Genomic DNA, 18,362 nt, shown 5'->3' with positions numbered 1-18,362 from the left:
AAAGATAAATAATATAATTATGAAAATAAAAACCAAACTTCGCCTCGGATTCGGCTTCCTATTCGTGGTGATACTCTTTTTTGGAGCGGTTTCATTATACTACATGAATGAAATTTCCATAAGGTCGAAGGTTATTTTGAAAGATAATTATGAGACGCTGAACTATACGAGTAACATGCGTTCAATTTTAGATGAGCACGAGCTGCCTTTGTCGCCTGAAGCCAAAAGTCAGTTCGATAAACAATTGAATTTGGAACAAAAGAATGTTACTGAAAAAGGAGAAGGAAAGGCAGTTGATGCATTGAAATTGGCTTACGAGGGTGTTATTGATCCATTATCTTCCCTGACGGCAAAGCAAGTGTCTTTAAATAAAGTCAGGAAGCAGTTAAAAGAGATCGATCATCTGAATATGAACGCTATAGTTAGGAAAAATGCTGCTGCACAGTCTGCTATCGAAAAATCAGCCATGTATGTGATTTTTGCTGCCTCAATTTGTTTCCTGATACTATTCTCGTTTATAGTCAACTTTCCTGGATTTGTTGCCAATCCTTTACGTGAATTTTCTGAGGCCATCCGTGAAATTAGTCGTAAGAATTATAAGCAAAAACTGGATTTCAAAGGTTCTGATGAGTTTTCAGAACTCGCTGATTCCTTTAATACAATGACTTCAGAACTGAATAAATGGGAAAATAGTAACCTGGCTAAAATTCAGTCTGAAAAATTAAGAATAGAAACCATTATTGAACAGATGCAGGATGCAATTATTGGAGTCAATGAGAAACAGGAAATTCTTTTCTTTAACAAAGTTGCCGGACAGCTAATGAATCTAGATCAGCAACAGGTAGTTGGTGTAAACGCAATGGAATTGAGGAAGAAGAATGATCTGTTGAATAGAATTTTGCAGGAGTCTGTTGATGATAAACCTATGAAGATCTATGCAGACCATAAAGAATCTTATTTTCAGTTGGAAAGAAGAGATATCAGCGTGCCGAATTATGAAGATAATACTGATAATGCGACTGTGCAGACCGATAAAGCAGCTGGGCAAGTTTATGTGCTTAAAAATATAACCAAGTTTAAAGAATTGGATGAGGCTAAAACAAATTTTATTGCCACTGTATCACATGAGTTGAAAACGCCAATATCATCCATTAAAATGAGTTTGAAATTACTGGATGATGATCGGGTAGGAATCATGAACACTGAACAAAAAGAACTGGTTCAACATATTAAAGAAGATTGTGGTCGCTTGTTAAAAATAACTTCCGAGCTTTTGGATCTTGCACAGGTAGAAACAGGTAACCTACAATTGAATTTTGTAAAGACTGACCCTAAAAAGATAGCGATTTATGCTATCGATGCAGTTCGTTTTCAAGCAGAACAAAAGGCTATAGAACTGGAACTTATTTCTAGAAATAATCTTCCGAAAGTAAGTGTAGATATTGAAAAAACAGCTTGGGTACTGGTGAACTTTTTGTCGAATGCTTTACGGTATAGTGCAGAAAAATCGAAAATAGTTGTGCAGGTTATCGAAAATAATGATGCGATAGAATTTTCTGTTCGCGATTTTGGAAAAGGTATTGAAGAACAATACCTGAAACGTTTGTTTGATAAGTACTTTCAGGTACCTACAGATGGAAGTAATAAGTCGGGCTCGGGATTGGGGCTTGCCATCTCGAAAGATTTTATTGAAGCAGAAAATGGTCATATCTGGGTCGAAAGTTCAATAGGGGAAGGTAGTAAGTTTTACTTTTCGTTACCGGTTGTTAGTTAAATTTAATGATGGTTAATGTAAAAAATCTGATACATTGTAGAAAAAAAATGCCGCGCTGGCGGGTGTTTAAACCGCGTTTTGTCAAAGGTTTACACCCTGCGTTGGGAACTCAGGGAACTTGACAACGGATTTTTTGGATAGTATATTAGTAAAACAGATTTAATTGTTAGGTCTGTTTTTTTTTGTTGTTACTCGTTAATACATCTTTTTTTAAGATTTATTGATGTAATTGGCTGATATACAGGGTTTAGTTAGATCGAAGATTATAATAACTATGAGTGTTGTATGAGTCTCTAATGAGTCTTGTATGACTCTGTATGACCTGGGGTCATATAAAAAGCATTTAAAAGGCATTTTTTAGCCTTTTGTGTAATTAATGGCAAGTAATAAATAAGAGAGGACTCACAGAAGATGATTATAAAAGACTAATAAATATAATAATTAATTAACCAAGAAAGGAAAACAAGATGGCAAAAATTAGAAAGGGCATATTAGGCCCGGTATCAGGAAAGATTGGTCCAGTTGTGGGTGCTACCTGGAAAAGTATCCCTTATTTAAGGACTGTCCCTAAAAAGAAGAAGAATAAAAGGGAAAGTAGTCCGGCACAAATAGCCACACAAGAAAAGTTGAAGTTTATGAACTTAATTTTAGTGCCTTTTCATGAATTTATTACTGTTGGATTTGCTAATGAAGCTGTAGAGAAAACTGAAATCAGTGCTGCATTTTCGGCGAACTACAACACCATGATTTCTGGGGTATATCCTGATCTGGAGGCAGATTATAGTAAGCTGATCTTAAGTGTAGGTAAACTGCCTATGATTAATGATGTAAAAATGATCCTTGAAGACTCTGAGATACTTAAACTGACATGGAAATCAGATGTGGTAAAAAAGACAGCCTTTAATGATCAGTTGATGTTTGTAGCTTATTCTCCTGAATTGAATATGTCATTTGGTTTTACAGGCGGCGTTAACAGAGCCTACAAGGAATGTGATATTAAGATACAAGAACCATTTGTAGGTAAAACACTTGAAGTTTATGTAGGTATGACTTCCTTAAACAGGAAAGCCGTAGCCAATAGCATGTACCTGGGTAGGATTAACTAAGGGATGCTTCAGTATTATCAAAAGAAAGTTTTTTATAGTACCTTTACGCCAGATAAAGTTCTTTACTTTCTTCATCAACCGGTAATGGTTTTACTTAATTGTAGATTAATAGGGAATCGTGTGTAAATCACGAACTGTCGCGCAACTGTAAGTAACATAAAAGTTTTTACCCTTAGTATATCCACTGTTTCGTTATTGAAATGGGAAGGATGGTAAAAATGTTACAAGTCAGGAGACCTGCCTTTATCGAATTGACTTTGCTTTCGCGATATGAAGCATGTTTAGGTTTGATGTATTATTGGTGATACGGTGTGGGCAGCATGTCGTTATCCCGGTCTTATACATTGTATTTTCATATTCTTCATTCTTCGACAGCATTGCGAAGTTCAGCAAGAGAGCTTTTAACTGATTTTTTCATCAATTAAAAAGCAAAAAAATGCTAACAAACAATCTGGGCTACCCGCGTATTGGTAGTAAAAGAGAACTCAAAAAAGCCTGCGAGCAGTATTGGTCAGGCAATTCAACTATTCAGGAGCTGGTTCAAACTGGTCGTGAAATTCGTAAGCAAAACTGGGAAATGCAGAAGGAAGCGGGTATAAACCTGATTCCATCAAATGACTTTTCATTTTATGACCAGGTTTTAGATTTATCACTTACAGTAGGTGCAATACCGAAACGTTATCATGAAGTTATCCTCAACAAAGGTAATACAGAGCTTGACCTTTATTTTGCAATGGCCAGAGGTTATCAAAAGGATGGTTTAGATATTACAGCAATGGAAATGACCAAATGGTTTGATACCAATTATCATTACATCGTTCCTGAATTTTTAAAAGATCAGCAGTTTAAATTGTTTTCAACCAAGCTGCTGGATGAATATCAGGAAAGTGTGAGGCTGGGTATTAAAACCAAGCCTGTAATTATTGGTCCGGTTTCTTACTTATTACTGGGTAAAGAAAAGGAAAGTGGATTTGACAGGATAGATCTGATCAGGAATCTTTTACCGGTTTACTTAGAATTGCTTAAAAAACTGGAAGAACAACATGTAGAATGGGTACAGTTTGATGAGCCATTTTTATCACTAGATCTTACAGAGAAGGATAGAAAAGCTTTCAAATATGTGTACGCTGAAATTAAAAAGCGCTTTCCAAGATTAAAAATTTTATTGGCCACTTATTTTGGTGCTTTACAAGACAATAAGGAACTAGCACTTTCATTGCCTGTTCATACTTTGCATATAGATCTGGTACGTAGTCCTGAGCAACTGAAGGAGATATTAGCTGATATCCCTGCATATATGGGACTGTCTTTGGGTCTTGTAGATGGTCGGAATATCTGGAAAAATGATTTTGATGCTTCTTTAACTTTAATCAAATCTGCGGCTGACAAAATTGGCCATGACAGACTAATGATTAGTCCGTCATGCTCACTGATTCATTCGCCTTGTGATTTGGAACTGGAGACTAATGAAGCTGTATTAAGTGCTGAGATTAAGCAATGGTTGTCTTTCGCCAGACAAAAGATTGATGAAGTCGCTGTTTTAAATGAACTTGCGTTGAACATTAAGACAGCCATTCCTAAATTAAAAGCAAACAAAATAGCTAATGAAAGTAGAAAGTCATCTGATCTGATTCATAATAATGCTGTAAAGCAACGTGTAGCTGGTATTACTGTCGAGGATGATCAACGGAAAAATACCTTTGCTGTTCGTCAGCAATTACAAAAGCAGGCCTTAAATTTACCTTTATTTCCTACAACTACTATTGGTTCTTTCCCACAAACGCAGGAAGTACGTAGCTGGAGGGCAAAATATAAAAAGGGTGATTTAAGTGCTGAGGAATATAATGAGCTGATCAAAAAGGAAACGGAGGAAACAATTCGTTTTCAGGAAGATGCCGGTATAGATGTCTTGGTTCATGGGGAGTTTGAACGTAATGATATGGTTGAATACTTTGGTGAGCAGCTTGCTGGTTTTACTTTTACTAAGAACGGATGGGTACAAAGTTATGGTAGTCGTTGTGTAAAACCTCCTGTGATTTATGGAGATGTTTATCGCCCTTTGCCTATGACAGTTAAATGGTCTGCTTTTGCCCAGTCATTAACCAACAAATGGGTTAAAGGAATGCTTACAGGACCTGTAACCATATTGCAATGGTCTTTTGTACGAAATGATCAGCCTAGATCTGAAACCTGTACACAGATCGCATTGGCAATAAGGGACGAAGTGGTAGACCTGGAGAAAGCAGGTATTAAGATCATTCAGATTGATGAACCTGCAATTAGGGAAGGTTTACCCTTACGTAAATCTGATTGGCAAGATTATTTACAATGGGCCGTTCGTGCTTTCAGGATATCTGCAAGTGGGGTAAAAGACGATACGCAGATTCATACACATATGTGTTATTCTGAGTTTAATGATATCATTCAAAATATTTCAGATATGGATGCAGATGTCATTACCATTGAATGTTCAAGGTCGCAAATGGAATTACTGGATGCATTTGCCAATTTTAAATATCCTAATGAAATTGGACCAGGAGTTTACGATATCCATTCACCACGTGTCCCAGCTAAAGAAGAAATGGTTTTTCTGCTTCAAAAAGCACAAAAAGTTATTCCTTCAGCTCAACTTTGGGTGAATCCTGATTGCGGTTTAAAGACCCGTCACTGGGATGAAACAAAAAAAGCGTTAATAGAAATGGTTTCTGCTGCAAAAGTACTGCGAGAATATGTGGAAGAAGCTGTAACTTTGTAAAAAATAAAGGCAGGGTTATGCCTGCCTTTATTTTACAGAATTACGTACGCACAAATGAGAATAAGGAAAAATGCGGTGATTACCGCGATTGGAGGTTATGTACCAGATACGGTTTTAAGTAACCATGACCTCGAAAAAATGGTGGATACCAATAACGAATGGATCATTGCTAGGACTGGAATAAAGGAGAGAAGGATTGTAAATGATCCAGAGATTGCTACTTCAGATATGGCAACCTATGCGCTGCAAAGATTAATGCAGGATGGTGATGTAAATCCGGATGAAATTGATTGTGTAATTGTATCAACTTCAACTCCTGATTATGTGATGGTTAGTACCGGAAGTATGGTGTGCGAAAAAGCAGGATTAAAAAATGCCTGGGGAATTGATACCAATGCCGCTTGTAGTGGTTTTTTATATGCTTTAACATTGGGCGCGAGTATGATTGAAAGCGGACGTTGTAAAAAGGTGGTTGTAATAGGTGCAGATAAAAACAGCTCTATTGTTAACTATACGGATCGCAATACTTGTATACTTTTTGGTGATGGTGCAGGTGCGGTTTTACTGGAACAAACAGAAGATCCTGTAGGATTAATGGATAGTTTCTTCAGAACAGACGGATCTGGTAAAGAAAATCTTATTGTTACTGCAGGAGGATCAAAACACCCTGCTACACAAGAAACACTTGATAGCAAACTCCATTATGTACGTCAGGATGGTAGAGTGGTTTTTAAAGCTGCAATTCAGGGTATGACGGATACTTGTAATGAGGTTTTGAAATCAAATGAATTATTAAGCTCACAAATCGATTATCTTATTCCTCATCAGGCAAATTTAAGAATCATACAATCTGTAGGTGATTACCTGGGTTTATCTTCGGAGCAGGTAAAGGTAAACATCGATCGTTATGGAAATACTACGGCTGCCACTATTCCTTTGTGCTTATGGGACTTTAAAGATGATTTCAAATACGGCGATAAAATGATATTGACTGCCTTCGGTGCAGGCTTTTCATGGGGAGCAACATACCTTAAATGGGGGAAGCTTCGCCAGCCTAAAAAAGACTAAATGACTATAGAAGATTAATAGGGGCATATCTATTTTAAAATAATGCAGGGATTATGGTGTAATCCTAAATCAGGATCCTTACATTTGCCACAAAATGTTACTGAAACCGGTTTCCATATTGCTTTTGTTTAGTGTATTGACAATAAATTTCTCAAATTTATTTTTATACACAGCCTTTGAGCTGAACAAGAAATATATTGCTGCAGAATTTTGTGAAAACAAAGCTAAACCTGAGTTACATTGCGAAGGGAAATGTTACCTGATGAAAAAGCTGAAACAAGCTGAAGAAAAGGAACAAAAGCAAGAACGTCAAAGTCAAAATATTCATTTTCAAGAAGCACTGGTTGTAATTCCAATGGTTTTTAAACAGTTTCCTCTAAAGGAAATGAAACTCCATATTCCTGCTTCAATGGGAATCCCGCAAAATATTGAAAATTCTGTCTTTCAGCCGCCAAAGGTTTAAAAGATAAAATTTAAAATTAACCATTCTCTTCTGAGACTGGCATTTAACTCGGAGGCTTTTGTTAATTTTTAATTGTCTCGTTGACCTCCTTTCAGTCGGTTTTTGCTGAAGGGCAAAAGCGCCTGAGGTCTCTTCAGAGAAGGTAAATTTTAGTTCAAGTATGGCCCATATAGCATTCGTACTATGTAGGGTGTTATTTATATGTACTCTTTTGAAGTACAATCAATATTTTTTTAAAAAACTCTATTCTAAATGAAGTATATATTAGGAATTGCATTTATAGCAATTGTTGCAGTTGCTTGTAGTCCAACACAAAATAAAGAGACAAATTATAAAGCAGTACGTGATGAGGTGATGAAATTTCATGATGTTGTCATGGCTGATCATGGAATGGTTGTTAACAATCAGATGAAATTGGATACGCTTGTTAGAGATCTGAAAGGTTTAAAAACAAGGTTTCCTGAAATAGATACACTAAAAGAAAAAGATGCTATTAACGATTTGATTAAAGATTTGACTATAGCTGAAGACAGTATGAATGATTGGATGCATAATTTTGAACCTGATGTTACAGGTAAGTCCAATGAGGTTGCAGTACAGTATTTTAAGGATGAAAAGGCTAAAATTGCTGCGGTAGATAGTTTGTATAAAAAGGAGATTGCTTCTTCTAATGCTTACCTGGAAAGGTTTAAGAAATGATAAGGAGTTTTGGTATTTATTTGATTTTATTATTCGCAATTCTTAGTAGTTGCAATAATCAACCTAAGCGTTTGCCATTTATACAGTTGGAAACCACTGAGAGAGTTGTTAATGGAAAGACGATCATTGATTCAACATTCAGATATATACCTGCTTTTAAATTATTGAATCAGGATAGTACTGTAGTAACTGAGAAGAGTTTTGATGGTACGATTTACGTGGCCGATTTTTTCTTTACTTCTTGTCCAACCATTTGTCCGGTCATGCACAGGAACCTTTTAAAGGTCTATAACAAGTATAAAGGCAATCCTGAAGTGAAATTAGTATCTCATACTATTGATGTAAAATATGACCTGCCTTCAAGAATGAAAAGCTATGCAACAAAGCTAGGCATTGAAGGTACACAATGGGAATACTTATGGGGTAGCAGAGATGAAATTTATGCTTTGGCTGAGCGAAACTATTTGGTGTCGGCACAAGAGGATAAAGCTGCACCGGGAGGTTTTGTACATCAGGGGTATCTGGTATTGATTGATAAACAAAAGAGAATAAGAGGACTTTACGATGGTACTGTAGACGGTGAGGTAGCGCAGTTAATGAGTGATATGGATATTTTATTGAAAGAATAAAATGCTAAGAAGTTTTACTGCCATATTTCTATTATTTGCCTTAAGCTCTGCTCAGTTTAGTCAGCTGTTTATTTATGCTGGTTTTGAACTGAACCGGGATTATATTGCCAGTACTTTATGTGAGAACAGGGATAAACCTGAATTACATTGTGAGGGTAAGTGTTTCCTGATGAAAAAGCTTAAGCAAGCAGAAGAGAAGGAAAAGAAACAGGCACAGGAAGCCCAGAAAAAGAACTTTCAGGATCATTATCTGGTGAAACCAATAATTAGTTTAGCTGTGCCGGCTTATATCGTAAAAAAGCATCTGGTTGTTGAAATTTTCTTTGAACTGCCAACAAATAGTTTTAAAATTCTTCATCCTCCACAGAATAGGTTTTCTTAATCAAACATTCGCAGTTAATCTGAACTGTTGGTTCAAACTTATACACTGTTTGTACCCAAAATGAATATTTAATTATAAAAAAGCTAATGAACATTGGTTTGTAGCCTGTTATATACTGTTTTAAGAAGATGAAAAGAATACTATCAATTATAAGTCTCTCCATATTGCTTACTGCTTGCTCTAAAAATGATGATCCAGAACCAGACTTTAACGAAAGCGAAAAAGCTGGTTTATCTATACAGTTTGACAATATAGTAGGTAATAAGAACCTGATTTTAAACAATGGAAACTATACTAATGCATTAGGACAACAGTTTAATATTTCCATATTACAGTACTTTATCAGCAATATCAAATTGAAAACCACAGAGGGGCAAGAATATATAGTTCCTCAAGATGATAGTTATTTCCTGATAAATGAAGCTGATGCTGCAACTCAGTTTGCAAAGGTTCAGGTTCCTGTAGCGGATTACCAATCTTTAACTTTTACAATTGGTGTTGATAGTTTACGCAGTACCATGGATGTAAGCAAAAGAACAGGTGTTTTAGATCCTGCTGGAGATCATAGTACAAGTGGCATGTATTGGTCATGGAACAGCGGTTATATATTTTTAAAACTGGAAGGTTCTGCTCCTGATGCAGGATCTGCTGATCAAAAAATCAGATATCACATAGGTGGATTTGGTGGCTACTCGGCACCAGGAATCAATAACATCAAGTCAGTAACTATTGACTTAAGAACAGCAGGTATTGCTAAAGTACGTAAAGACAGGAGTAGCAATATCCACTTGTTTGCTGATATTATGAAAGTCTTTAATGGCCCTGCTAACGTTAGTTTTGCAGTAAATCCGACTGTAATGTCCGGTTCATACAGCACAGTTGTGGCAAACAATTATGTAAATATGTTTAGTCACGATCATACAGAAAATTAATACCACACTATGAAAGCAAACCACTTATATGTATGGTGTGTCATCATACTTTTTATAGTTGGATGTAGTAAAAATGAGGTTATAAAAGAAGAGATAGAAAGTTTCCTGGGTTTTAAAAAACCAGGAAACTTTCCTGAGCCTGAATATAATTTTGCCAATAATCCGATTACGAAAAGTGGGTTCGAATTGGGAAGGGCCTTATTTTATGAACCCCGGTTTTCAAGGGATAATTCAATTTCATGCGGTTCATGTCATATACAATCTGCCGCTTTTACGCATCATGGTCATGATGTAAGTCATGGTATTGAAGACAGATTGGGCAAACGTAATTCTCCGCCAATTATGAACCTTGCATGGAGGAAGACCTTTATGTGGGATGGTGGAGTTTTTGATCTTGATTTACAGCCTATTGCACCAATAACGGCGCATGAGGAAATGGATGAGACTTTAGATCGTGTGTTGGCTAAGCTTAGGGCAATGCCCAAATACACCAGTTTATTTAAAGCAGCTTTTGGAACTGAAGAAATTAATACTGCAAGAACCATGAAGGCTATGTCGCAGTTTATGCTAATGTGTATCTCGAGCAATTCCAAATATGACAAGGTGATGCGTGGAGAAGACAATCAGGCATTTACTGCCGAAGAAGAGAAAGGTTTTAATTTATTTAAGCAGCATTGCGCCAGTTGTCATAAAGCCCCTTTATTTACTGATGAATCTTTTAGGAATAATGGAATAGGAATTGGATCTGTGGATGATATGGGACGCTACGAGATTACGATGAATGAGACCGACAAGTATAAATTTAAAGTGCCGAGTCTTAGGAACCTGAAGTATAGTGCACCATATACGCACGATGGGAGGTATCTTACACTGAAAGGTGTATTAGATCATTATTCATCAGAAGTGATGCAGACACCAAATCTGGATCCATTACTGCAGCAAAATGGAAAACTGGGAATTCCACTTTCAGAAGTCGATAAAACCAATTTACTGGCTTTCCTGAATACATTAAATGACGAAACTTTCATTAAGGACAAGTCCCTTTCTGAACAATAAAAAATAGAAATGATGAATAAAAAAATAATAGCCACATTGATATTGATCGTCACGAGCTTAACAATAGTTAAAGCCTGTGATATTTGCGGATGTGGTGTTGGAAGCTACTATCTGGGGATTTTACCTGAATATAACAAGCGCTTTTTAGGGATGCGTTATCAATACAAAAACCTGAATACGCATTTGGGCCCGTATGGAGAAAGAACACCAATTACTGCTGATGAAACTTATCAGAGCGCTGAACTCTGGGGCGGATGGAATATCGGAACTAAGTTCAGAGTGCTTGCTTTTGTACCTTATAATTTTAATGAGCGTAAAGCTCAGACTGGCAATGGAAGTAAAAACGGATTGGGAGATATTGCATTAATGGGGTATTATAAAGTGTTTGATCATAAAGGAACATTGGGCGAACGTTTACTGGTACAATCACTATGGATTGGAGGAGGTGTAAAAGTTCCTACAGGTAAATACGAACCTGCTGAGAGAACTGCCATTCAGGAATCCCCAAATAACTTTCAACTTGGGACAGCAAGCACAGATTTTACTGTCAATGCAGCGTATGATATTAGGTATAATGACGTTGGATTGAATGCTAATGTAAATTACAAGATCAATACTGAAAACAAATACGAATACCGTTATGGCAATAAGTTCACAGCAAATTTGCTTGCTTATTATAAAATAAGGATTGCAAAAGCGATTACAGTTGCACCTAATGCCGGCGTTTTATACGAGACAGCTCAGAAGGATGTAGAATCCGGGAAATATGACGTTGATGTCTCAGGCGGTTATTCATTATCTGCTGTAGCAGGTATTGAAGCCGGAATGAAAGGTTTATCTTTTGGTGCGAACTATCAGAATGTTCGATCTCAGGATCTGGCCGGAGGAAGAGCTTATGCCGGAAACAGGTTAATGGTACATATGTCTGTGCCATTCTAATCCGCCTAATTAAACTTAAGTATATAAAAGGGTTGTATTTTTATAGAATACAACCCTTTTGACATTATATTTTAAATGTTGCAAGCTTACTTTCTGCGAGTTTTAACTGTTGCTGCATTTCACTAATAGCCATATTACTTTGTTTTTTTAGCTCAGGAATTAATTCCTGATAATAAGCTATTCCTTGTAGCAATTGTTCTTTAAATTTACTGAAATACTTGGCCTTTTTAAGGCTCAGTTCGTCTAGTTGCAATGAAATATCTTTCTTTAGATAATCTACATATAGATTCAACTCATTGATAAACAGATTAGGGCGACTAACTGATTCCAATAGATTTGTTTTACCATAAATGTGTTGTATCATTTCTTTTAAAGTGTATTTTCCTGAGAAATAGGCAAGGTTAGGACCTGGACAAATACTTACAGCTTTACTTTCTTTTGGCTTCAGTATATCGTGTTTTAAATAAGTTGACGAGCATAAACCCTCACAAAGACATATTTTTTCTGTGATGGCATCGAATTGTTGTTTTCGATTTTCTGCTGTCAGTTCCTGCTTTTCAAGTTCTTTAAGTTTTAGATTCTGGTATTCCCTGGATGCAGTACAAATTGGCAATGCAGTAAATTCTGTATTTGTAGATAGAAACTTCTTTGTACATGGACTGCCCGGTCTGCCTTTCGCAATACGTTCTAATCTAAGTTGTTCCATACTGCTTTTCTTAAAGTTGTTGAAAAGCACACCTAGTGGAGATGAGTTACTTACATAATAATCAGAATGATCGGCATTAACAAGGTCATTAAGTGTATCATCATCTACATTAGTAGCTTCTGGAACCAATAAAAATGGGCTTCCCCAGCCAGCGGCATCTAACTGGTAATAATTGATCAGAAACTGATGTTCTTCAGCTGTACCAATTCCCCCCTGAGCAGTAATTTTTTGTTGTGGAGAGGAAACAATGGAAATGTCTTTTGTTGCTAAGGCTGTTTTATAAATATCAAACAATTCAACGACTAATGAAGAACGTTTTTCCTTAAACTCTTCTAATATCGGCCCTAATAAAAAGCCCTCTGTAGCAAAAGCATGTCCTCCACAGTTTAACCCTGATTCAACTCTGAATTCGGATACCCATAAGCCTTTTTTTGCCAGCATCTTTGCCTGTATCATTGCCGAGCGAAAATCACTAACCTTCAGGATAATAGTTTTGTTTAAAGTACCAGAACCGTCAGGGTAGAAGTCTGCGCATTTCTCCATGTATGTATATAAACGTGGATTTAATCCGGCTGAAATGATTACAGATGCATTAAGATCACTATTCGCAAAACCACGCATGGCTGCAAGTGCGTCAGTATAGTCATCGCCCAGATACTCATCTTTTACATTATAATTAGCCTTGTCAACTTTCGACATAATATTTACGTCAATATTTCCAGGTTTTAGTTGTGATTTTAAAGTTTCAAATGCTGATTCTCTCTCTTTAAGATCTGTGATTCCCTGTACTTCTTTGTATTTTGTTTTAAGTAAGGATTGATCTGGAAGTAACTCAAAATAAGTATCAAGAGCAGTTCCGGTTTCAGCTGGTTCGCTTAATAAGCTATTAAACTGTTCCTTAATTAGTTTATGTAATAAATTCAAATATGAAGTAATTCTTACTGCGCGACTATCTGTCTCTTTTTTATCAATCAGTACATAATTTTCGTTGTTTTTTTCAGAATGAAATTTTCTCATTCGCTCAGTCAGCTCATCATCTACAATAGAAACAACAGAAGAAATCCCATATTTAGCAACTTTTAAAGGGGTATCTATGGAATATCCCAGACCTAGTACTGGTATATGAAAGGTATGATTCATGATTTATTAATAAGATTTAGAACGCAAAAGAGCATACTATTCCTAGTTTAAAATATGACGGTAATCACTTTTAAAATTGACTTTGACGATAAACTGATGATTATAAATTGTATATATTTGTGAAAACGCAGATATGGAGCAAGTCAGGTTATTAGAAGCAATTATTGAAACTGCTATTGATGGGATTATCACCATTGACAGGAGAGGGCATATTGAAAGTCTAAACCCCGCCGCGCTTAAGCTATTTGGTTATTCTCTTGAGGAAGTAAAGGGGAGAAATATAAAAATGCTGATGCCCGAGCCGGATAAAAGTGGACATGATGGCTATCTGAACAGGTATCAGACCACCGGTGAAAAACGTATCATTGGTAAAGGACGGGAAGTAAGAGGTCTTAGAAAAGATGGGAGTACTTTCCCATTCAGACTTGCTGTAAGTGAAGTGCAGTATGATGATCGCATCATTTATACGGGCTTTATACACGATCTTTCGAAAGAAAAAGAAGCAGAAGAACGCTTGCGCGAATACGCTGCAGAACTTGAAGAGCTGGTAGAAGAACGAACCAAATCATTAAGGAAATCAGTAAAAGCTTTAAGTGAAGCTAAAGAAGAGGTGAGTTTATCACTGGAAAAGGAAAAAGAACTTAACCAGATGAAAAGTCGTTTCGTTTCTATGGCCTCACATGAATTCAGAACCCCACTTAGTTCAGTTCAGCTTTCTTCTTCACTGATAGAGAAATACGCGCAACCTTTTAACAATAAGAATATTACCAAGCATGTTGGCAAGATCAAAAATGCAGTCGGTAATTTAACTACAATATTAAATGATTTTCTATCGCTCGAACGATTGGAAGCTGGTATTGTGGAACCGGTATATGTTCCTTTTGACTTAGTAAAATTATCAGAAGAGGTGACAGAAGAAATGCAGATGATTGCCAAACAGCAACAACATATTATTTATCAGCATACTGGTTTGGAAAGTATGGTTAGCCTGGATCAGAACCTGATCCGGAATTGCATGATTAACCTGATCTCTAATTCTATTAAATATTCAGGTGAGAATACCTTTATAGAATTTAATACAGAGATTAATGACAATGAATGCACAATTACCATAAAAGATAATGGGATCGGCATACCAGAATCTGATCAGAAGCATTTATTTCAACCTTTTTTCCGTGCCAATAACACAGGGAATATTCCTGGTACAGGATTGGGATTAAATATTGTTCTACGTTATGCTAGGCTAATGAATGGGGTTTTGCATTTTCAAAGTGTGATTAACAAGGAAACTACTTTCAAACTTTCTTTTAATAAATAAATGGAGAAAACGACTATACTTATTATTGAGGATAATGATGACATTAGAGAGAGTACCGCTGAAATACTCGAATTGGCGAACTATAATGTTTTACAAGCTGATAATGGAAAGATAGGTTTTGAAATAGCAACTAAACACTTTCCGGATCTGATTTTATGCGACATTATGATGCCCGAAATGGATGGTTATAGTGTTTTGTATATGTTGAGTAAAAATCCCCAAACGGCTGTTATTCCTTTTATTTTTCTGACTGCTAAAGCAGAACGGATTGATATGAGAAAAGGTATGGAAATGGGGGCTGATGATTATCTGACTAAACCTTTTGATGATGTAGAATTGCTAAACGCAATTGAGATAAGATTGAACAAAAAAGGCAAACAAGAAAGTTTTTATAGTCAGTCTATAGAGAAATTATCAAGTTTAATTGTAACCTCAGGTATGCCTGCGCTTCAGAAAATGATTGAAGAGCGTAAAGTACGGAACGTAAAAAAGAGACAGGTTATTTATTATGAGGGGGATGATGTTAATGGTGTATATCTGATCCTAACTGGTAAGATTAAAACGATAAAGCTGAGCACTGATGGCCGGGAATTACTTACGGGTATGTATGGTTCAGATAATTACTTTGGAATCGCCGCCTTTTTAAGTCAGGAACCTTATGCAGAAACTGCTGAAGCGGTAGAAGATTCTACAGTCTGTCTATTACCGAAAGAAATGGTTGAAGAACTGTTGAATAAGCATCCTGATGTAGCCAGACAATTTATTCAGATTTTATCTAATGACCTGTTGGAAAAAGAAGAGCAGTTATTACAATTGGCTTATCATTCTGTAAGAAAGCGTTTGGCTGAAGCACTGATCAGGTTGTTAAGACAGGAAAATAGAAGTGATGAATTAAACCTGAAAGTTTCGAGGGATAATCTGGCCGCAATGGCAGGTATAGCTACCGAAACAGTGAGTCGTATATTAAGCGATTTTAAAGAAGAAGAAATAATAGAACGAAAAGGAAGTAAAATCATTATCCTGGATGAATTCCGTCTTCAAAATATGAAAAACTGACGAAGATCATTTTTTCAATTGATTAAACTCATTTCTTGTGAATTAAGATACTGGTAAATTTGATTATTAATAATCAGTTTACATGAAAGTTGTTGCCTACAGTATAAAATCATTTGAGAAAGAACCCCTGGCTATAGCCAATCATAAAAAGCATGAAATCACCCTGATTTCTAATGTGCTAAATGCTGATACCGTAAGCTATGCAACAGGTAAGGAAGCTGTAATTGTATTTGAAGACGACGATGTATCGGCAGATGTGATCAATAAATTAGCTGATTTGGGAGTGAAGTATATTGCTACGCGCTCTGTGTCCACCAACCATATAGATCGTGATACTGCAACTGCAAGATCTATGCGAGTTGCAAGTGTTCCTTCAATTGCTTTAAACAATCTTAATGATACTCAATTGCCTATGGCCCTGGCCGAGGAAACGATATTAAATCTTGACAAATGGCAGCAGAAGAAGTGCCTGGGATTAGCCTGTGTTTGTTCTAGATCATGTGACCAAATAAACCACACAACCCTAAACAATCACACCACTCATGAACACAAGCACACTGACTAAAAGGTATCAAGTAGCTGCTCCTCGTTACACCAGTTATCCAACGGTTCCATATTGGGACGAAGCAGGTTTTAACGTTGAAAAATGGAGCCAGGCTATTGTAAATGCATTTAATATAAGTAATCACCAGGATGGTATTAGCCTGTATATACACCTCCCGTTTTGTGAGGATTTATGTACATATTGTGGCTGTAATACACGTATTACTAAAAATCATGGTGTAGAAAAACCATATATAGATGCCCTATTAAAGGAATGGCAGCTTTATATTAAGTTGTTTAAAGACAAGCCGGTTATCAGGGAATTACATCTTGGTGGAGGAACTCCTACTTTTTTTAGTGCAGATAATTTAGAGTTTTTAATTAACGGATTACTGAAGGATGCAATTTTGCATAAAGATGCTGAATTTAGTTTTGAAGCGCATCCAGGTAATACAACGAAAACACACTTAATAACGTTGGGTAACTTAGGTTTTAAACGCTTAAGTCTGGGGATCCAGGATTTTGATCCTGTAGTACAAGCCTTAATCAATAGGTTTCAATCTGTTGAACAGGTAGAAAGTACAACAAAACTGGCACGTAAGAATGGTTATACCTCCATTAATTACGACTTGATTTATGGTTTGCCTCATCAGACTTTTACTGGTCTTTCAAATACTATTGAGGAAGTCATCAGATTAAAGCCAGATAGGATTGCATTTTATAGCTATGCACACGTACCATGGGTTAAACCAGGACAACGCCGTTATACAGAAAAAGATCTGCCTACATCTGAAGCTAAACAGGAGTTATATAAACTAGGTAGAAGGCTGCTAAAGGAAAATGGTTACCTGGAAATAGGTATGGATCACTTTACTTTGAAAACTGATAGCCTTTATAGAGCAGAAAAGAAAGGTACTTTACACCGGAACTTTATGGGATATACGCATCAATATAGCCGTGTAATGGTTGGCTTAGGAGTTTCCTCTATTAGTGATACCTGGAATGCATTTGCACAAAATGTCAAAACTGTAGAAAACTATATGGAAATTGTTAATGGAGGTGAGTTTCCTGTATTTAAAGGCCATATTCTTACAGAAACAGATCTCCTGATTCGTAAACATATTTTAAATATTATGTGTAAAGGATATACTGAATGGACGAGCAAGGAATTAGAAAATGAAGCTTTTGCCAAAGGCATAGAGAAAATGCGCTGGTTAGCACATGATGGTTTGATTATGCTCTCTCCAATGCAATTACAGGTTACCGCTATTGGTAAAAAATATTTAAGAAATATTTGTATGAGTTTAGATGCAAGGTTGTGGGAGAAGCAGCCTGAAAAACAGCTATTCAGCTTAGCAGACTAATTGTACTTATATTCCCTCGCAATTAATGCCTCATTAAATGCTTTACAGGCTGGTCTTTTGATCGGCCTGTTTGATTTTATACTCCATCAACTGTCCAATAGAAGTGGCCCTAATAATTGCTTTTTCAGCAAGGGGACCTTCGAACTTATTGTTTATAGTTGCTCTCCATATTTTCATCCAACGTTCAAAATGAGCTGGAAGAAGAGGGACAGAACGGTTCAGGTTCAAGTGTTTTAGCATTGGGTTGCCCTGATAAGTAATTACATCAAAAAGGATAGTTTCCCAAAAAGAAACCATAGTTGGGATATGGCTTTCTAAATTGAACTTAGCAGCTGTAAATACAGGGCCGATAAGTGGATCAGCTAAAGCGGTTTTATAAAATGTTTCTACAAGGTATTGAATATCTTCTCTATGCGCTATATCTTTCATAAT

The 18,362-nt window shown here is 36.4% G+C and carries 17 protein-coding genes and 1 riboswitch; of the genes, 15 read left to right on the top strand and 2 right to left on the bottom strand.

Annotation, left to right across the window (positions count from 1 at the left end; all coding sequences use genetic code 11):
* Positions 1-19: 19 nt before the first annotated feature.
* The 11 genes from ABDJ41_RS16850 (at position 20) to ABDJ41_RS16800 (ending at position 11,803) form a co-directional block, all read left to right on the top strand.
* Positions 20-1,774: a HAMP domain-containing sensor histidine kinase gene (locus tag ABDJ41_RS16850; RefSeq protein ID WP_349787247.1), complete on the top strand. Its 1,755-nt coding sequence runs from the start codon at positions 20-22 to the stop codon at positions 1,772-1,774.
* Between the two features lie 467 nt (positions 1,775-2,241).
* Positions 2,242-2,880 (top strand): DUF6266 family protein, encoded by a 639-nt coding sequence (locus ABDJ41_RS16845; protein ID WP_349787246.1) that lies wholly within the window; start codon positions 2,242-2,244, stop codon positions 2,878-2,880.
* A 68-nt stretch (positions 2,881-2,948) separates the two neighbouring features.
* Positions 2,949-3,139, top strand: a riboswitch (cobalamin riboswitch).
* Positions 3,140-3,316: 177 nt separating this feature from the next.
* The gene (gene metE / locus ABDJ41_RS16840) at positions 3,317-5,635 is read left to right on the top strand and encodes a 5-methyltetrahydropteroyltriglutamate--homocysteine S-methyltransferase (protein WP_349787245.1); all 2,319 of its coding nucleotides are present in this window, start codon (positions 3,317-3,319) and stop codon (positions 5,633-5,635) included.
* Between the two features lie 54 nt (positions 5,636-5,689).
* Entirely contained in the window at positions 5,690-6,703 is a 1,014-nt protein-coding gene (locus tag ABDJ41_RS16835) for a beta-ketoacyl-ACP synthase III (RefSeq protein ID WP_349787244.1), read from the top strand.
* 262 nt (positions 6,704-6,965) lie between these two features.
* Positions 6,966-7,166: a hypothetical protein gene (locus ABDJ41_RS16830; RefSeq protein WP_349787243.1), complete on the top strand. Its 201-nt coding sequence runs from the start codon at positions 6,966-6,968 to the stop codon at positions 7,164-7,166.
* 252 nt (positions 7,167-7,418) lie between these two features.
* Positions 7,419-7,865, top strand: a complete 447-nt coding sequence (locus ABDJ41_RS16825; RefSeq protein WP_349787242.1) for a hypothetical protein — start codon at positions 7,419-7,421, stop codon at positions 7,863-7,865.
* An 86-nt stretch (positions 7,866-7,951) separates the two neighbouring features.
* Positions 7,952-8,494 carry an SCO family protein gene (locus tag ABDJ41_RS16820; protein ID WP_502930342.1) on the top strand — a complete coding sequence of 181 codons (543 nt, stop codon included), beginning with the start codon at positions 7,952-7,954 and terminating at the stop codon, positions 8,492-8,494.
* 1 nt (position 8,495) lies between these two features.
* Positions 8,496-8,876: a hypothetical protein gene (locus ABDJ41_RS16815; RefSeq protein ID WP_349787240.1), complete on the top strand. Its 381-nt coding sequence runs from the start codon at positions 8,496-8,498 to the stop codon at positions 8,874-8,876.
* Positions 8,877-9,004: 128 nt separating this feature from the next.
* Entirely contained in the window at positions 9,005-9,808 is an 804-nt protein-coding gene (locus ABDJ41_RS16810; protein WP_349787239.1) for an MbnP family protein, read from the top strand.
* Between the two features lie 9 nt (positions 9,809-9,817).
* Positions 9,818-10,864: a cytochrome-c peroxidase gene (locus ABDJ41_RS16805; RefSeq protein ID WP_349787238.1), complete on the top strand. Its 1,047-nt coding sequence runs from the start codon at positions 9,818-9,820 to the stop codon at positions 10,862-10,864.
* A gap of 9 nt (positions 10,865-10,873) precedes the next feature.
* Positions 10,874-11,803: a transporter gene (locus ABDJ41_RS16800; protein ID WP_349787237.1), complete on the top strand. Its 930-nt coding sequence runs from the start codon at positions 10,874-10,876 to the stop codon at positions 11,801-11,803.
* Between the two features lie 64 nt (positions 11,804-11,867).
* Here the strand turns inward: ABDJ41_RS16800 and ABDJ41_RS16795 are convergent, their stop codons facing one another.
* Positions 11,868-13,649 (bottom strand): hypothetical protein, encoded by a 1,782-nt coding sequence (locus ABDJ41_RS16795; RefSeq protein WP_349787236.1) that lies wholly within the window; start codon positions 13,647-13,649, stop codon positions 11,868-11,870.
* A 133-nt stretch (positions 13,650-13,782) separates the two neighbouring features.
* Here ABDJ41_RS16795 and ABDJ41_RS16790 point away from each other — a divergent pair, with 133 nt between their 5' ends.
* The 4 genes from ABDJ41_RS16790 (at position 13,783) to hemN (ending at position 17,930) form a co-directional block, all read left to right on the top strand.
* Positions 13,783-14,967, top strand: a complete 1,185-nt coding sequence (locus ABDJ41_RS16790; RefSeq protein ID WP_349787235.1) for a PAS domain-containing sensor histidine kinase — start codon at positions 13,783-13,785, stop codon at positions 14,965-14,967.
* Entirely contained in the window at positions 14,968-16,023 is a 1,056-nt protein-coding gene (locus ABDJ41_RS16785) for a response regulator (RefSeq protein ID WP_349787234.1), read from the top strand.
* An 82-nt stretch (positions 16,024-16,105) separates the two neighbouring features.
* Positions 16,106-16,588: a Rossmann-fold NAD(P)-binding domain-containing protein gene (locus tag ABDJ41_RS16780; RefSeq protein WP_349787233.1), complete on the top strand. Its 483-nt coding sequence runs from the start codon at positions 16,106-16,108 to the stop codon at positions 16,586-16,588.
* A complete protein-coding gene (gene hemN, locus ABDJ41_RS16775) occupies positions 16,566-17,930 on the top strand; it encodes an oxygen-independent coproporphyrinogen III oxidase (protein WP_349787232.1) in 1,365 nt (454 codons plus the stop codon). The genes ABDJ41_RS16780 and hemN overlap by 23 nt, the downstream gene beginning before the upstream one ends.
* 42 nt (positions 17,931-17,972) lie before the next feature.
* On the opposite strand, the gene ABDJ41_RS16770 is transcribed toward hemN, so the two are convergent.
* The gene (locus ABDJ41_RS16770; RefSeq protein ID WP_349787231.1) at positions 17,973-18,359 is read right to left on the bottom strand and encodes a group III truncated hemoglobin; all 387 of its coding nucleotides are present in this window, start codon (positions 18,357-18,359) and stop codon (positions 17,973-17,975) included.
* Between the last annotated feature and the right edge of the window lie 3 nt (positions 18,360-18,362).

It is taken from the genome of Pedobacter sp. ASV1-7 (assembly GCF_040203335.1).
Taxonomy (GTDB): Bacteria; Bacteroidota; Bacteroidia; order Sphingobacteriales; family Sphingobacteriaceae; genus Pedobacter.
This window is presented reverse-complemented; position numbering and strand designations above follow the sequence as displayed.

Excerpts from the sequence above, each read along its gene's own strand:
- ABDJ41_RS16850 (WP_349787247.1), top strand. The coding sequence starts at position 20 with ATGAAAATAAAAACCAAACTTCGCCTCGGATTCGGCTTCCTATTCGTG.
- ABDJ41_RS16845 (WP_349787246.1), top strand. The coding sequence starts at position 2,242 with ATGGCAAAAATTAGAAAGGGCATATTAGGCCCGGTATCAGGAAAGATT.
- metE (WP_349787245.1), top strand. The coding sequence starts at position 3,317 with ATGCTAACAAACAATCTGGGCTACCCGCGTATTGGTAGTAAAAGAGAA.
- ABDJ41_RS16835 (WP_349787244.1), top strand. The coding sequence starts at position 5,690 with ATGAGAATAAGGAAAAATGCGGTGATTACCGCGATTGGAGGTTATGTA.
- ABDJ41_RS16830 (WP_349787243.1), top strand. The coding sequence starts at position 6,966 with ATGAAAAAGCTGAAACAAGCTGAAGAAAAGGAACAAAAGCAAGAACGT.
- ABDJ41_RS16825 (WP_349787242.1), top strand. The coding sequence starts at position 7,419 with ATGAAGTATATATTAGGAATTGCATTTATAGCAATTGTTGCAGTTGCT.
- ABDJ41_RS16815 (WP_349787240.1), top strand. The coding sequence starts at position 8,496 with ATGCTAAGAAGTTTTACTGCCATATTTCTATTATTTGCCTTAAGCTCT.
- ABDJ41_RS16810 (WP_349787239.1), top strand. The coding sequence starts at position 9,005 with ATGAAAAGAATACTATCAATTATAAGTCTCTCCATATTGCTTACTGCT.
- ABDJ41_RS16805 (WP_349787238.1), top strand. The coding sequence starts at position 9,818 with ATGAAAGCAAACCACTTATATGTATGGTGTGTCATCATACTTTTTATA.
- ABDJ41_RS16800 (WP_349787237.1), top strand. The coding sequence starts at position 10,874 with ATGATGAATAAAAAAATAATAGCCACATTGATATTGATCGTCACGAGC.
- ABDJ41_RS16795 (WP_349787236.1), bottom strand. The coding sequence starts at position 13,649 with ATGAATCATACCTTTCATATACCAGTACTAGGTCTGGGATATTCCATA.
- ABDJ41_RS16790 (WP_349787235.1), top strand. The coding sequence starts at position 13,783 with ATGGAGCAAGTCAGGTTATTAGAAGCAATTATTGAAACTGCTATTGAT.
- ABDJ41_RS16785 (WP_349787234.1), top strand. The coding sequence starts at position 14,968 with ATGGAGAAAACGACTATACTTATTATTGAGGATAATGATGACATTAGA.
- ABDJ41_RS16780 (WP_349787233.1), top strand. The coding sequence starts at position 16,106 with ATGAAAGTTGTTGCCTACAGTATAAAATCATTTGAGAAAGAACCCCTG.
- hemN (WP_349787232.1), top strand. The coding sequence starts at position 16,566 with ATGAACACAAGCACACTGACTAAAAGGTATCAAGTAGCTGCTCCTCGT.
- ABDJ41_RS16770 (WP_349787231.1), bottom strand. The coding sequence starts at position 18,359 with ATGAAAGATATAGCGCATAGAGAAGATATTCAATACCTTGTAGAAACA.